The organism is Candidatus Limnocylindrales bacterium (genome assembly GCA_035626395.1).
In the GTDB taxonomy this organism is placed as follows: domain Bacteria; phylum Desulfobacterota; class Binatia; order UBA1149; family CAITLU01; genus DASPNH01.
Genome location: DASPNR010000007.1, coordinates 47,827 through 62,749, shown reverse-complemented (window position 1 = coordinate 62,749; position 14,923 = coordinate 47,827). Strand labels below are relative to the sequence as shown.

The window sequence follows — 14,923 nt, the reverse complement described above, 5'->3', positions numbered from 1 at the left end:
CGTGTCCGTGACCACCCCTGCCGCTGGCCAGTGGTCGCTACGCTCCGCCGTCGTGCTGGCGGCAGTTCTGTGCATGCTCTACGGCAGCCGCGGCCTGACAGCGGCCTATCTGTCCGCGCGCCCCGGAGTCGAGCGCATTGAGGGAATGTCGCGCGCGGCGGCGATCGTGCCGGAGCATTGGTGGTACCGATTGAAGCTGGCGGATGTTGCGTCGGGACTCGGTCGCCACGCGGAGGCCATCACCGAGTACCGCGCCGCCATCGCCAGGTACCCTGCGTGCAGCCGGTGCTGGATCGGCCTTGCAGAGGCACAGGCGGCGCTCCGCCAGGATCCGTCGGAGGCTATCGAGCAGGCAATCCGGTTCGGCCGCTCCGAGACGACGATCCGGATGCGTGCCGGAACGCTGTACGCGCGACTTGACCGCCACGCCGACGCCGGCCGGGAATTCAGCGCCGTTCAACGCGGGATGAGCGACGACCTGCACGATTTCTACGCGATGCTGCATCGCATCTATGACGTGAGCTTCATGCTGGATCACGTCGTCGAGTCTTCGGCCCTGAGTACGTACTTCGCCTTTGTCAGAATGAATCGACCCGTCGAGGAGGCGAAGGTCGTATGGGAGCGTTACCGTCACCACGCTCCGGACCAGGGTGCGGACCAGCGCAAGGCGTACGCGCAACGCCTCCTCGCCGAAGGCTTCGTCGCGGATGCGTGGGCGGTATTCTTCGAGACTGCCGCTGTTCCATCGGGCACGGTGATCGCCGGCGGCTTCGAGACCGACGATGACGTGCGACCGTTCGGCTGGTACCTCAATTCTGCCGACGGCATCACGGCAACGATCGAGGAGTGCGACGGGTGTCCCGAAGGAAAGCGTGCATTGCGGCTGGCATTCGACGGCAAGTCCAATCCGCAGTTCGGAGGCATGTGGCAGGACGTACCCGTGACGCCGGGAGCCAGCTACGTCCTGCACGCGAAAGTGAAAGCCGCTCACATCACGTCGGCCAGCGGACCGAGGCTCGCGGTGCGGGGCATACCGCAGCGGAATCGCGACGGCGCCTGCGCATTGTGGGCGGCCACTCCCGACTGGAAGCTGTCGTCCCCGTGGACGGATGTGCGAATCCCTTTCCGCGTTCCGGACGATTGCGACGGCGTGCGCATCCTCGTCGCCAGACAGTCGACGAGCGCGCCCAACAAATTCCTCGGGGGCGAGCTGTGGGTGGACGATGTGCGGCTCGAACCCGCCCGTGGGAACCAGGACCCGAATTCCTAGGCAGCGCGGCGGATGTAGAAGGAGCCCGGCTCGCGATCGCGAGTCAGGAAGGGGCACGCTCCGGCGAGTTCCTCGTAGTGGTGGTGGTGCAAGTGGTTCAGGGCCAGCATCACCTCCCAATTCGCGTTGTGCGTGAGGAACGCCTCCAGAAGGTACTGCTCGTTCCATAGCCGCACCTGCTGGATCACCCACGGCTCGAGGTAGTCGCGGGGTGTGAACACGTCGTGAACGTGGACGACCACGCCAGGACAAAGCGTCGGGAGAAGCTCGAGGAACTCGAACAGCACGTCCCCCTGCGGGCGGATGATGTGCGAGGAATCGATGAAAAGAATGTCGCCCGACGTCAGCGAAGCGAAGAATTCCGCTCCGACGTCTTCCACCCGCCGGCGCACCACCTCTACGCCCAGCTTCTCGAGCCACGGCATCTCGTACGGCTCTATGCACACGTGACGGCAGCGGTAGGACGCATCGTCGAGGCTGTTGCGCTCGATTGCCCGCGCCGCGAGCCGCGTCGAATATCCCGATCCGATCTCGATGATCGTCCGCGGACGGAGATGACGGATGACCGCATACCATATCTCGGCGTCGCCCGATTCGAAGGCAATATTGCCAAAGTGGAAAGACAGATCCGTGGTCGGAGTCACGCTGAGGTCGGCGATCTCCTCCCTCGTGCTGCGCAGCTCGCGCAGCAACGAAAGCTGCTCGTCAACGCGCAGATCGACGCCCGGCAGCGGCCGGTCTCTGTCGAAGGACGCGCGAAGGTCGCGTGGATGGAACAACGGCTCGTAATAGTGCCGGCGTACCGGCAGCAGACCGATGCTCACGAGAACTCGCCGGCACAGCGGCAGGCGGTGCAGCCCCGCGGTCCGCACGAGTCGCAGCAAGACTGCGGCGGGCGCTACGAGCGGCGCCAGCACGACGTCCAGCGCGGGGAGCAGACTTTGCAATGACGTTTTGATCGTCACCGGCCTCAGCGCTTCCACAAGCGTCCGAAGAACGAGCGGGATCGTGCCGGATCCCTTTCCAGGTTCGGCAGATCGCGGAATTGTCCGGAGAGGATCGCGGCAGGAGTGGCGGTGAACATATGCGATGCGAAATCTCCGAGCAGTGCGCGAGTCCTGGCCGCGGCCGCCGACATGCGCGGCGGCCGCTTGCGGCAGGAATGGGAGTCGCTTGCCACCACGCCGACGATGCCTTTCATGAGCAGCTGCTCGGCGCAGCGCTGAGCGCTCTTGCCCCAGAGGCCGAGCAGAGATTCTGCGTCGAGCTGTAAGATGGCACCCAACTCAACCCACGACGCCACGACCTCCGGATTCTCCTGCACGAGGTGATTGCGCTCGGGGTGAGCCAGCACCGGCAGCAGGCTCCGTGACCGCACAGCGAACAGGATTCGCTCCATGGCATGAGGGATGACCGCGACGGGCATCTCCAGCAGCGCGGCAGTGCCGCACAGGGTGGGTATGTCGGAGCCGTCGCCCGAAACGAAGCGCGAGGAAATGTCGATTTCCGCCGCCGCATCGACATCCAGGCAAATGCCATTGTCACCAAGCCGCTGTCGGAGCTCGGCTACCAGCGGCCGCGTCACTTGCAGCGTGTTCTCGTACACGCCGTCGATCAGGTGCGGCGTCGTGATGGCACGGGTGATGCCATCGTCGACCATCGCGCGGCAAAGATCGATGGACTCCCCCCAGGTCCGCGGACCGTCGTCGATCCCAGGCAGCAGATGACAATGGAGGTCGATCATCGTTTCACGCACGAACAACGGGTCGCGCTTCCTCGCCGTCCGTCAGACGGAGGAAGACAGCGACGAGCAGCAGCAGGGTCAACGCGACGGCCGGAATGCGCAAGCCGAAGTCCAGGGTGGAGTGCAGCGCGACCGAGGTGATCCCCGTCGCGGCCGCTACGATCATCATGCGACGTTCGGGCGAAACGGTCATACGGAGAGCGCGCACCAGGCGGCGGACGAAGAAGGTCATCCACGCGGCCACGACCAGCACCGCCACGATGCCGCCCTCGATCGCCGTCTCCAGATAATCGCTGTGCGCATGGCCATAGCTGAAGCCCGAAGGCCCGTCGCGATAGGAGGCGATCAACTCACCGTAGCCGCCGAAGCCGCTCCCGAACAACGGATGCGTCAGCGCCATCGGCCAGCTATCCCGCCAGATTGGCAGACGGCCCACTTCCAGGTCCGAGCTCGCGTGGGAGAAGCGCTCGATCGCGACGTCCAAGCCGACGCCGGCGACGAAGACCGACGTGATTGCCACCAGAATCGCCACCGCGCCTCGGCCAGCTAACGCACTTGGCGAGACGCCCGCCGGCCGGAGAACCCGCTCGCACCCGATCATCATGACGGCGGCAGCGACAAGGCTGGCGAGCCCCATGCGGGAGCGCGAGAGCAGCAACGCCAGCAGCATGACGGCGACCGCGACCATGACGATGCCTGCCCTGGCCTTCTCTTCGGCAGCGGCGATAGTCCCCGAGTATCGCGCTGGCAGCGAAGCGATCGCGGTGGTGACCGCGAGAGGAATCGTCATCTCGAGAACGTAGGCGAAGTGATTGCGGTTGACGAGCGTCCCGGTTGCCGAGTCGTGGTAGGCGAGGCGCTTGAACACGAGCAGGTATTCGTTTCCCGCCAGCAGGTTGAGCGCACCGTAGGCGCTTTCCAACAGGCCGAGCGTGACCAAAGCGGTCACGATCGTTCGCACGTCGCCCAGCGTCGGTAGAGCCAGGCGGGCCGCAACCAGGAACAGCGCATAGGCAACGTACAGTGCCGACGCGTCCGCCAGTGTCGCGACCGGTGCGAAATCGTCCGAGACGACGCCCGTCAACGCGGCGATCGTCTGCACGACCGCCTGTATCGGCAGAGCGAACGCGAGTACGAGGAAAGGAGGAGAGATCGTAGCCGTCGCGTAGCGTCCGGCGACGGTGACGGCAGCGACGGCTAATGCACCGCAGCCAACCGTGACGAAGTTGCGGCCTACATCCGAATTGGCGCCCAGAGCCAGAAACGTGGCTGCGAGGAAGGCGGCAAGGAGAAGTGGCAGCGCGGAGCGGCGCCACGGTATGGCGGACACTGCAGGATTCATCGAACCGGCGTAGCCATAGAACGATCGACACGCATCGGACCCATCGTAGGCGGGATCGCGCGAGAAGACGAGGCGGCCGTGTTGCCGTTTCCGCGGATCTCAGGCAGTTCGACGTCATGAGGCGCGTCAAGCCGATCCGGATCACGATTCGGAGCCGGCCGCTGGTGCGCTTCGGAACCAACCTGCTGCTGGCTGCGCTGGTGCTTGCGACGGCCTTCGCGGTCGACCCGTCCGATACCGAGTGGGGACTACAGCGGTTTGCGCCGGCCAAGTACGCTCCAGCGTTCCTGGCGACGCTCGCACTACCGTTCTACTGGCTCGGTGCGCGGGGATTCCCGCTGGCGACGCTTCCCTTCCTGTCCGTGCTCTCGTTCGCCGTTTTCGTCATCGCCGGCAGTGTCTACACGATCTTCCAGTACGGCGCGGAGCTGTCCGATTCATTCCTGGGCCGGGGGCTGTGCGCCTTGCCGTTCCTGCCATCCTACATGGCCATGTATTTGCCGACGGAGAAACGGTACCTGGAACGAAGGCTCGCCGTCGTCCTGGTGCTGGCCGCTGTGGTCATGGTCGTCATCCTCGGTCTGTGGCGACTCGGCGTGCGGATGGTGGACCTGAAGCACATCTACCACGAACAATGTGTGTACTTCGCTGCCGTCGTCGGTGCAGCGCTGGCCGATCCTTGGGCCATGCGCAGAATTGCGCTCGTCGTTTTCTTCAGCCTCGCCGCGGCCGCGACGATCAAGCTGACCGGCTTTGCGTTCGCGCTCATCGGTATCGGCGCCATGTTCATCGTCGAGCTACGCTCGCGCCGGCGGATGCGGCAACCCGCTGCGGCCGCCAGACGGTTGTGGGTAGCCACGGTCGCCTGCGCGACGTTCGCCTCGGTGGCGACCGCGGCGATCGTCTATCAGGCGCTTCTACCCAGCGGCAGCCCCGGCGTCCGACTGGTGACGTACAGCGAGCGATGGGAACTGTTCCAGTCGAGTCCGCTGTGGGGTCAGCTTTTTGTAGGCTCTCCAATCATGCGGGTGGGCCTCAGTGTGCTCCCCAGCCATTCCGACACGTTCGACGTGATGGCGTTCGGAGGCACGTTGGGTCTGATCCTGTTTCTCCTGCCCTGCATCGTCGCCTTGAAGCATGCGATCCTGAGTCTGCCCGACTACGTTGCGCGCACGGCGCGCATGGAATTGGCCGCCACCGTCTTCGTCGCGTCGTTCCTCTTCGAGCTGACGTTCAACCCGGTCCTCAACCAGGCGAAGCTCGCGCTGCCGTTCTGGTTCTCGGTCGCGTGCCTCGTGGTCGATTGGCGGATCCGGGCGCCCGAGCGACAGGTCGCAATGCGTGACAAGCGCGTCGTGCACGGGGACCGCCGCCGCTGGCCTCCGGTGCTGGAGCCGGGAGGTGGTGTGCCGGCGCTCAAATGAATGGCGCGATTGAATGGCTCAGCGTGTAGCGCAGATCCGCCGGGCGAGTGCCGATCTGGCGCGCGGGCACTCCTGCCATGACTGCATACGGGGCAACGTCCGCGGTTACGACTGCTCCCGCTGCGATGACCGCTCCTTTGCCGATCGTGACGCCGGGCAGCACGATCACGCGCGGGCCGAGCCACGCATAGTCCTCGATCACCACGGACGCACCGCTGACGGTGAAGAAAGGATCCCGGTAATCGTGCTGGAGCGTCCACACCATGACTTCGGAGCTGAAGTTGACGTGGGCGCCGATCCGAAGGCCTCGCCGTCCGTCCAATGTTGCACGGTGCCCCACCACCGTGTCATCGCCGATTTGGATCTTCCACGGCGAACGCAGCTCGAATCCGCTGTAAAGCGTGCTGCCGCTCCCCAATCGCATGCCGAGAGTCCGGAGCAGCGCGTTCCGGATCAGATGCGACGGCAGGTACGAGATTACCTTCACCGTGAGGTGAAGCAGGGCCAGCGCAAGCGGAACGAACGCGCTGGTTCTACCGACCGGGCGCTGGCTGTTCGCGGCTCCTTGACGAATTTCATCCATGGCCGACCGTCGTGCCGAACTTCGAGCCTGTGCGAAGGGCAGGCCGATTGCAATGGAGGCGGCCAGCGGTAATGGGCGTTGAGTGTGACACCCCTGTACCTTTTTTCGCTCCCGCGCAGCGGATCGACGCTGCTCCAGCGGCTGCTCGCCGGACATCCGAGCATCGCGACGGCGAGCGAGCCGTGGATCCTGCTGCCGCTGGCGGGCATGGTGGCCGGGAGCGGCATCCGCAGCTATGCGGAGTATTCCCAGCGCGGGGCGTGCATCGCCATTGAGGACCTCGCCGCTCGAATGCCGAACGGTGCGCGCGACTTCGAGGACGCGGTGCGAGGCTTCACGTTGGACGTCTATCGGCGGGCAGCCGGCGGCGAAACGGCCTACTTCCTCGACAAGACGCCACGCTACTTCCTCATCATCGACTTCGTCCTCCGGGTCTTTCCGGATGCGAAAGCCATCGTTCTCCTGCGCAACCCGCTCGACGTTCTTTCGTCCGTCATCACGACCTGGGGAGGCGACCGGTTGTGGCTCCACAACGCGCTCCTGGACCTCTATCGCGGCCCTTGCGCAATCCATGAAGCGCTGACGCAACGTCCCGACCGATTCCTGACGGTACGCTACGAGCATCTCGTATCGGACCCGGAAGGAATATGTCGCCGGGTGTGCGAGCACCTCGGACTGGAGTACGACGTGCGCATGCTTGATGGCGACGCGGTAGCTGCCGACTCGGGCCGGTTGGGCGACAAGTCCGCCAATCTCAGCGGCTCCTCTGTCGTGCAATCATCCGTGAATCGCTGGCACGAGGTGCTGAACACGCCCGTCCGGCGGCATTTCGCCCGGCGGTACCTGCGGCGACTGGGTCGCGAGACGTGCGCGACTTTCGGCCTGGACCAGGCCGCGACGCTGGCGGAGCTGGATCGGCTGAAGCTCCGATGGGACGGCGTCGGTGCGGACGCGAGCGCATTGGTACTGTCGTTCCTGGGCCCGCTCCTCGCGTCGACGACGGTGCGTGACCTGTGGCGTCGGCGCGGGACGCTGCCGATACCCAAGATCGATTGACGGCGGAGCTAACGACCGCGGCGGGTGAGCAGGATGTCCTGTTGCCCGCCATGAGGGATGGTCCACGGGAGGGGCGGCTCAACGCGCTGGAAGCGCAGGTAGCTGGCGACGTCGTAGTCGTTGCGAAGCAGGTACGGCTCGTAGCCGATGCTACGGAATCGTCCGACCACTCGAGCGACGTGTTCCTGGCCGCCGGAAATCTCGACGATGAGATCGACGTCGTCGGCGTAGCAGGCACGATTGTCGAGGAAATCGTTTATGATCGCACCTTCGGCTCCCTCGACATCGATCTTGATCAGGCGCAGACGCGCGAGTTCTTCTGCCGTCAGGAGCTCGTGAAGCGGCGCGCATCGGACGTCGGCCTCTTGCTCTTGCCCGTGCCCTGCAACGGTCGTCGTTTTCCCGCTGTTGCCCTGCTCGCCTCGAAAGAGGGTTACCCTGCCCCGGCGATCCGACGCCGCTGCTTGCACGACGCGCACATTGCCTGCCGCGTTGAGCCGCAGGTTGTGCTCCAGTTGCTGCGCGATGGACGGTGAAGCTTCGATGGCCACCACCTGTCCCGTATCGCCGACGGCCCGCGATGCGAGCAGGCTGTGGTAGCCGATGTTGGCACCTACGTCGCAGAAGACGTCGCCGGGTCCGAGCCTGGCGGCGATCGCGGCGGAAACGTGCGGTTCCCACACACCGAAGTGGTAGATGAACATCCCGATGAAATCGCTGATGTCCACGTCCATGCGGGCGGAGAACCAGGTGACGGCCGTGCGGTGCCGGCCGAGGGTCCGGATGCTGCGGTTGTAAATGCGCCAGACCGGCAGAGGCAGGGTCTGCAGAGCTTGGATGCACGATCGCCGAAGTGGCGGGAGCGCCCGCGGCGGTATTTGCACGAGCGCGGCGTGAGCGGTTTTGCTGGTCACGACTCCATCTCCATCCGAACGTCGCGCCACGCGCGGTCGAAACGGCTTCGGTCCACTGCGGAAGGACGCAGTGCCAACAGACGCGCCTTGTTGCGAACGCGCCACCACAGATTCGACGCGAGCGTCGCGGGAGGCAGGCGCAGCAGTTCCGGAGCGCCTCGCGGGACCGCCTTCAGGAATGCCGTCGATCGTCGGACGTCGCGCGTTCGGCGCTTGAGCGCGGGCTGAAGCGACGGCTCGCCGGACATGCTGGCCTGGATCGCCTCGTGTGCGCTCGTCATGAGATCGGACCTGTCACCGTAATGCAGGAAGGGCGCTCCCGTCTGACAGTAGTAGTAGTCTGCATCCGAACACCATCCCAACCGCAGGCCAGCCATGGTGCAACGCAGCGACCATTCCAGGTCCTCGCACCACCGGAGGGACTCGTCGTACCAAAGGGCGTGCCGGTCGATCGCCGCGCGCTCGACCAGCGGCTGTAGCGTTGCCAGGTTGCCGCAGTCCCGGCCCTGGACGCCGCAATGCAACAGCAGTCGTTGCGCGAATTCCGATTGCTCCAGCGGCATTCCGCGACCGTCCAGAAGGCGACGCACCGGCCGCGGCGGATCGCCGCAGACCCAGAGCTGCTGATCGGCCACCCATTGTGCCCCCGTCGCCTGCGCGATGCCGGTCAGATGCTGGATCCGTTCAGGATGAATCCAGTCGTCGGCATCCACGATCGCGATCCACCGGCAGTCCGCCGAGCGGATCGCCAGATTGCGCGCCGCGGCCACGCCTGTTCGCACCGCATTCCGCAGGATCCGCAACGGTATTGCACCCGCGTATCGCTCGAAGCTGCCGGCGGTATCGTCGGTCGAGGCGTCGTCGACGACGACGACTTCGAGGTCGCTGAACGTCTGGAGACGGATCGACGCCATCAGGCGCCGGACCCATCGCTCGGCATTGCGGGCCGGTACGATGACCGCGACGGAGGCCACGATCAGCGCACGCGCGACGGTCCACCGGCGGCGGTGTCGTAGCGAAGCCGCCTGGTGAGCCAAGGGGCCGCCAGTTTGGTGGCGTGGTGAAGCCGGTGAAGCGCGTAAAGGGCCGCCGCCATCGCCAGCGGCTGTCCGAGCACCCGACGACGGATGCGGAAGTCCTCGAGCATGGCCTGCTCGCGATTCGTGAAATGCTGGCCGCCCAGCGAGAAGCGGCACAGGGGCCGCGGCAGGTACAGGCAACGTGCCTGCCCGGCCGCGTCGGCGCGGAGAAAGCTGCAAACGAAGGCGAAGTCCGCCGACCGCGGGTACTGCAGATCGTAGCGCAGCTCGGGTCGGCGGGCGCGCCGGAAGTACATCGCCTGGTGCGACGTGAACATCCCGTACGGCAGGAAGACATGCCGCCGGGACCTGCGATAGAGCTCATTGCCGCCGGCCGGGACGTCGATCGAATCGCCGTAGACAAGGTCCGGCTCGACTTCAGCCGCGCAGACCGCAGCACCGACGGCGCCCAGCGTATCGGGCGATGCCAGCGTGTCGCCGCTGTTGAGGAAGACCACGTATCGGCCGGTTGCGCGGTCCAGACCCTTGTTCATCGCATCGTACGTCCCGCGATCGGGCTCTGAGACGACAACGTCTCCGTTCCCGGCGTTGTCTGCCAGCCATCGCGGCGTTTCATCGCTGGACGCACCGTCGATGACAATCCACTCGTAGTCTCGGGACGTCTGCTCGCGGATACTGGCTGCGGTCGCATGCAAGCCGGCGAGGTCGTTCCTGGTGACGGTGACGATAGAGAAGAGCCGGCCTGACTTCATGTTCTCGAAGCACTCTCGCAACGACGCCGTGTGTGCTTTAAAAGGAACCGCCGACTCGTGGCGAGCGCCGACGAATCCTCTTTTCACTGGCGGATTGCAAGGCAGGATGATGTCGATCGAGGAAGAGCATGCACCGACACCTCCTCCGGCGAATCCGTCGGCCCGCGCGGACAGCCAGACGCTACGTCTGGCCGGCGGAGCGGGGACGTCGTTCCTCGGTAAGGTCCTCGGCCGTCTGATCCAGGTGGCTGCCCAGATCGTATTCGCGAGATATCTGGGAATGCATGACTTCGGCCGACTGGCGCTCGGGCTCGTGACCGTTCGCGTCCTGGGCACGATCGCACCTCTCGGTCTCCACCGCGGCATCGTCGTCTTCGGATCCAAATACTGGAGGATCGATGATTCGCGCTTTCGCGCCGTCGTCTTCGAGGCGATCGCGCTGACGCTCGTATCTTCGCTCGCTCTGGCGACGCTACTGGCCGCGTTCGCCGACACCATCAGCACCCGCGTGCTGCATGGATCGCTCAGCGGAGAGCAGCTGCGCTCGTTCGCGAAGATCGTTCCGGTCTTTGCGATGCTGCGCATACTCGTCGACTCGACGCGTATCTCTCAACGGATGCAGTTTGGCGCCATCGCGGAGGACGTCACACAGCCGCTGTTGTCGCTGGTGGCGTTCCTGGTCGCAGTAGGCGCGGGCACCAATGCACTGGATGCTGCCGTGTACGCAGTATTTTTCTCGTTCACCGGTGCTTGCGTGCTGACGGTTCCCTTCCTCCTCGTCCTGTTTCCGCAGATGAGAACCGGCTCGCGTCCGCGTTGGAACATCGGCGAGCTCGTTCGATTCGCTGCGCCGTCGTCGCTGGCTGTCACTTTCGGAATCGTAGGGACGATGCTCGATCGCTTGATCGTCGGCTACTTTCGGCCACCGCATGAGATGGGCCTGTATCAGGCGGCTAGTCAGGTCTCGATCGCTTTCACCATCGTCGTCGGCTCGTTCACGTCGATCTTCGCTCCGATGGCGGCGCGCTTCGTCGCCACTGGCGACCATGCGGCGCTGCAGCAGCTCATGTGGCGGAGTACTCGGTGGGGCCTCTATCTGAGTCTTCCGGTCTACGTATTCTTCCTCGTGATGCCGGGAGCGCTGCTCGGCACGACCTTCGGCGATGCTTATGCGCAAGGGGCGTGGGTGTTGCGCTTCCTGGCGACTTCGCAGCTCCTTCTGGTGGTCTCGGGAAACCTCGTGCTGCTCCTCATCACGAGCGGCAAGCAGACCTGGTGGCTGGCCTTCACGACGTGCGGTCTCACCCTGAATGCCGTGGTCGGTACCATATTGGTGCAACGTCTCGGTCTCGTCGGGGCGGCGATCGCGAACACGTTGACGATCGCGACCGTCAGCACTCTTGCTGCGATCGCCGTCAACCGGTTGCTGCACGTCTGGCCCGTGGATCGCCGTACGTTGCGACCCGTGCTTGGCGGCGTGGCATCGCTGATCGCGGGCCATGCCTGCGTATTGGCGATGCCGCCCGCAGCAACGCTGGTGGCGATGGCGATCACCGCCCTCACCGTCGGTATCACGTTCGTCGGTGTGTGCCTCGCACTGGGTCTCGATGAGGACGAACGCGTAGTCTTGCGTGCGCTACGAGCACGGCTGGCGTCACGGCGGGCTTGATGCGCCGCGGCGGAGGCGTGCCGACCGACGAGTTCGCAGTGCTGCGAGGACGAGGAACGCGAGGTCGCGAGCATAGCGGGAGCCGAGCCTGCGCGGCTCCTGCAACATGCGGAACGCCCACTCCAGACCAAGACGCTGGAGCGCGGCTGGCGCGCGGCGCACGCTGCCGGCCAGGAAGTCGAGGCTTGCGCCCACACCGATGCCGACCTTGCAATGCAGGTCGTTGAGATGGCGCATCAGAAACAGATCCTGTTTCGGGCAGCCGAGAGCGACCAGGAGGAGGTCGGGCCTGACGTCGGCGATAGCGCGCACGATGGCGGCGCAGCTTTCCGGGTCGTCGAGATCGACGGTGGGGGCTGCGGCGCCAGCGATGCGAAGGCCGCGAAAGCGCGCGCTCAGCAGCGCAGCCACTCGCGTCGCCGCACCGGGCTTGCCGCCGAGCAGATAGATGGATCTTCCCCGGCGGCAAGCTTCCTCCGCGAGCGGCAGGATCAGATCGGCACCTGCAACGCGGCTGCGCAGTCGATCGCCCTGCATGCGCGCGAGCCACAGCAGGGGCGTGCCGTCCGCAGTCACGAGGTCGGCAGTGCGCAGTGCACGTGCGAGTTCGCGGTCGCGCGCGGCCAGCCGGAGAAAATCGAGGTTGGCGGTGGCCACGCGGCGGGCAACGTCATCGTCGAGCCACCTTCCAATCAGGTCCACGGTCTCGCGCAGATTCAGGTCAGCCACGGGCGTATTCTCCACCCACACGCTGGACGGGTGCGGATGCCTGGACGGGCTGGTCTCCACGACGCCTTCGTACACCTCGAGAAGTCGCCGGTAGCCGGCGTCGGAGTCGTACGACGCCTCGAAGGCCTGGCGGCCCCGCAGGGACAGCGAACGGTTGAGCGGTGCGTCTTCCCACAAGCGCAGCGATGCGGCCGCAAGCGCCGGCGCATCGCCCGGTGCCACCGTCACGCAACCTCGCGTCTGGACGGCCAACTCCGCCAGCGATCCGTGACGCGACGCCAGTACCGGTACGCCGGCGGCCATCGCCTCCAGCAGAACAATGGGGAAGCCTTCGTACCAGAGCGAAGGCATCACAAGGAAGCGCGCGGCCGCCAGGTGGCGAGCGACTTCTGAGGGCGGCACCCAGCCCTCGACGGACACGTGCGGCCGGCTGGCGGCCCAGGCGCGTAGTCGTGCTTCCCAGGGCCCACTACCGACGATACGCAACGGGATGGAGATCCTCTCCCATGCATCCATGAGCGTGGTGATGCCCTTCTCTTCCGTCAGTCGCCCGACGAACAGCGCGTAGTCGCCGTCTCCGGCGCGAACGGGCGGCGCATTGGTCAGGAAGTTGGGCTTGACCACGATGCGGTCGGCCTGCAATCCGCCTTCGATGAACTTGGCGCGGGCGAACTCGGTCAGCGCGACATACCGGTCGACCGTCTGGCGCCACGTCCCAATGGCGTGATGCAGCGACAGCATTCCGGCCACGGCGGCGGTTCCCGGCAGCGAACCGCGGTAACAGCGATGGCGCAATGCCGAGAAGGAAGACCCGTGGAGGCAATCCTCGCAGACCGCGCCGTCACGGAACAATTCCGCCTTGGCGCATAGCAGTCGGTAGTTGTGCAGCGTCTGGACAACCGGGACGCCGGCGCGTCTGCAGGTGTAATAGGCCGACGGTGAGATCAACGGAAAGGTGTTGTGGAAGTGCACCACGTCCGGTCGAAACCCGCGCATCTCGCACTCGAGCGCCGCTGCCGTCTCCGAGGCCCACGCGGTAGCCATCGCGGTCCGTAGCACGCCCGACAGGGACTCGGTGGCGTCGGCGCTGGCGCGCTCGAACGTTCTCACCTCGTGGCCGTTGCGCGAGAGCACGGTGGCCTCGGCGTGGAAGGCATAATCCTCACCGCCCGGCTGGCGGTAGAAGTTGTGAACCAGCAGTACCCTCACGCGCTTCGCTCCCCGCAGCGCAGATCGATCTCCGCATAGAGCAGCGCGAGCGCGGCACCGAGCGGACCCGAAGCGGCCGACAACGTATTGCCGAGCAGCGAATAGAACAGCAGGGCGATGGTGGCGACAGCCAGGAGGCATAGATCCGCCGGCGCGCGCGTGCGGCGCCATTGCCGTCTCAGATCAAGCAGCGGTGCAGCCACGACCACGGCAAGAGCCAACGCTCCGACCAGGCCCCACTCGTACATTGCGCGAATGAACTCGTTATGAGCGGTGCGGTTCGGGTCGAGCCGCGCGGCGTCGTAGTCGCGATAGCGGACATCGCCATCCGCAATCACGACAGCGGAGCTGGAGGTGCCGTGGCCGATCGCCAGCTCGGCCCATTCCGCGTTCGACGTCCGTTCCAGTAGAGCGCGGTAAATCTGCAGCCGGTCACGGAACGTCCCGGCATCACCGGTCTCCGCGAAGCTCTTGCCGAACAACAGCAGGTCGATCGGATGGTGCTCACGCATGAACGTGCGCACTCCTGAAGGTGCAACGGTCCAAAGCAGTACGAGGGACAAGGCGGCGACTGCCAGAGTGAGGAATGGCGCCGGAGGCAGCCACCTGCCGTTTCGAGGAGCTGCCGCAACGATCCATATGCCGATGATGGCCACGAAGGCCTGACGGCTGCCATTCGCGACGGCTGCAACCGCCGTCGAGCCCGCGGCAAGGCTCGCACTGTAGGCTGCGAGCCAGCCGCGCTCTGCGCCGATCAGCGTGAGCGAAAACGCGATGGGAAGCGCGAGGCCGAACGCTTGTGGTGCCACGTAACTGGTCAGGCGTCTGGTGACGGCTCCATAGGGGTTTCCAGCAACGAACGTGTGGAATGACGCGATCGCCACGCCGACCACTGCCAGCCAGATGGCGCCCAGGCATGGGGCTGGGCGCCGCATCGATCCGAGCGATCGATACATCGTGAACAGGCAGCCGTAGCTCCACAGGTAGCCGACCTGCTCCAAGGCCGCGACGGGGTAGGGGCTTCGCACGGCGCCGAGGGCAGCAAGTGCACCCAATACTCCGAAGGCCGTAACGGGCGCGCGTAGCGCCGCCCGTGGCCTCCCCGCCCGCACGGTCGCGGCGGCGAGCAGCGTCGGCAGGACCACCACGAGCAGGAGGTTGCGGACGCCGATCGTTGCAGGCGACGGATCG

13 protein-coding genes are annotated in these 14,923 nt (G+C 65.6%); 4 read left to right on the top strand and 9 right to left on the bottom strand.

Going from position 1 to position 14,923, the window contains the following annotated elements; genetic code table 11:
* The first annotated feature begins 1 nt into the window (after position 1).
* Positions 2–1,270, top strand: coding sequence for a tetratricopeptide repeat protein (locus tag VEC57_03620; GenBank protein HYB98203.1), 1,269 nt, complete (start codon positions 2–4; stop codon positions 1,268–1,270).
* On the opposite strand, the gene VEC57_03615 is transcribed toward VEC57_03620, so the two are convergent.
* The 3 genes from VEC57_03615 to VEC57_03605 all read right to left on the bottom strand — a co-directional run bounded on the left by VEC57_03615 (position 1,267) and on the right by VEC57_03605 (position 4,116).
* Entirely contained in the window at positions 1,267–2,094 is an 828-nt protein-coding gene (locus VEC57_03615; protein HYB98202.1) for a class I SAM-dependent methyltransferase, read from the bottom strand. The genes VEC57_03620 and VEC57_03615 overlap by 4 nt on opposite strands.
* 146 nt (positions 2,095–2,240) lie before the next feature.
* A complete protein-coding gene (locus tag VEC57_03610) occupies positions 2,241–3,014 on the bottom strand; it encodes a CpsB/CapC family capsule biosynthesis tyrosine phosphatase (protein ID HYB98201.1) in 774 nt (257 codons plus the stop codon).
* A 4-nt stretch (positions 3,015–3,018) separates the two neighbouring features.
* Complete coding sequence (locus tag VEC57_03605) at positions 3,019–4,116, bottom strand: O-antigen ligase family protein (GenBank protein HYB98200.1); 1,098 nt, start codon at positions 4,114–4,116, stop codon at positions 3,019–3,021.
* 191 nt (positions 4,117–4,307) lie between these two features.
* On the opposite strand from VEC57_03605, the gene VEC57_03600 reads away from it, so the two are divergent.
* Positions 4,308–5,780: a hypothetical protein gene (locus VEC57_03600; GenBank protein ID HYB98199.1), complete on the top strand. Its 1,473-nt coding sequence runs from the start codon at positions 4,308–4,310 to the stop codon at positions 5,778–5,780.
* Here the strand turns inward: VEC57_03600 and VEC57_03595 are convergent.
* Positions 5,773–6,363, bottom strand: coding sequence for an acyltransferase (locus VEC57_03595; GenBank protein ID HYB98198.1), 591 nt, complete (start codon positions 6,361–6,363; stop codon positions 5,773–5,775). The two genes, VEC57_03600 and VEC57_03595, sit on opposite strands and share 8 nt — an antisense overlap.
* Positions 6,364–6,447: 84 nt before the next feature.
* Here VEC57_03595 and VEC57_03590 point away from each other — a divergent pair, with 84 nt between their 5' ends.
* Entirely contained in the window at positions 6,448–7,419 is a 972-nt protein-coding gene (locus tag VEC57_03590; GenBank protein ID HYB98197.1) for a sulfotransferase, read from the top strand.
* A gap of 8 nt (positions 7,420–7,427) precedes the next feature.
* Here VEC57_03590 and VEC57_03585 read toward each other — a convergent pair whose 3' ends face one another.
* From VEC57_03585 to VEC57_03575, 3 genes are read right to left on the bottom strand one after another with little or no spacing between them, the layout of a single operon-like run.
* Complete coding sequence (locus tag VEC57_03585; GenBank protein HYB98196.1) at positions 7,428–8,441, bottom strand: FkbM family methyltransferase; 1,014 nt, start codon at positions 8,439–8,441, stop codon at positions 7,428–7,430.
* Positions 8,330–9,307 (bottom strand): glycosyltransferase family 2 protein, encoded by a 978-nt coding sequence (locus tag VEC57_03580; GenBank protein HYB98195.1) that lies wholly within the window; start codon positions 9,305–9,307, stop codon positions 8,330–8,332. The genes VEC57_03585 and VEC57_03580 overlap by 112 nt, the downstream gene beginning before the upstream one ends.
* Positions 9,308–9,309: 2 nt before the next feature.
* Entirely contained in the window at positions 9,310–10,125 is an 816-nt protein-coding gene (locus VEC57_03575; GenBank protein HYB98194.1) for a glycosyltransferase family 2 protein, read from the bottom strand.
* Between VEC57_03575 and VEC57_03570 the strand changes: the two genes are divergently transcribed.
* On the top strand, positions 10,124–11,794 hold the full coding sequence (locus VEC57_03570; protein HYB98193.1) for an oligosaccharide flippase family protein: 1,671 nt from the start codon (positions 10,124–10,126) through the stop codon (positions 11,792–11,794). The genes VEC57_03575 and VEC57_03570 overlap by 2 nt on opposite strands.
* On the opposite strand, the gene VEC57_03565 is transcribed toward VEC57_03570, so the two are convergent.
* A complete protein-coding gene (locus VEC57_03565; protein HYB98192.1) occupies positions 11,780–13,657 on the bottom strand; it encodes a WecB/TagA/CpsF family glycosyltransferase in 1,878 nt (625 codons plus the stop codon). The two genes, VEC57_03570 and VEC57_03565, sit on opposite strands and share 15 nt — an antisense overlap.
* A 71-nt stretch (positions 13,658–13,728) precedes the next feature.
* Positions 13,729–14,880 (bottom strand): O-antigen ligase family protein, encoded by a 1,152-nt coding sequence (locus tag VEC57_03560; protein ID HYB98191.1) that lies wholly within the window; start codon positions 14,878–14,880, stop codon positions 13,729–13,731.
* Positions 14,881–14,923 lie beyond the last annotated feature (43 nt).

What these genes read in the sequence shown, in the direction of transcription:
- VEC57_03610 (HYB98201.1), bottom strand. Translation starts at nt 3,014, where the DNA reads ATGATCGACCTCCATTGTCATCTGCTGCCTGGGATCGACGACGGTCCG.
- VEC57_03595 (HYB98198.1), bottom strand. Translation starts at nt 6,363, where the DNA reads ATGGATGAAATTCGTCAAGGAGCCGCGAACAGCCAGCGCCCGGTCGGT.
- VEC57_03570 (HYB98193.1), top strand. Translation starts at nt 10,124, where the DNA reads ATGTTCTCGAAGCACTCTCGCAACGACGCCGTGTGTGCTTTAAAAGGA.
- VEC57_03575 (HYB98194.1), bottom strand. Translation starts at nt 10,125, where the DNA reads ATGAAGTCAGGCCGGCTCTTCTCTATCGTCACCGTCACCAGGAACGAC.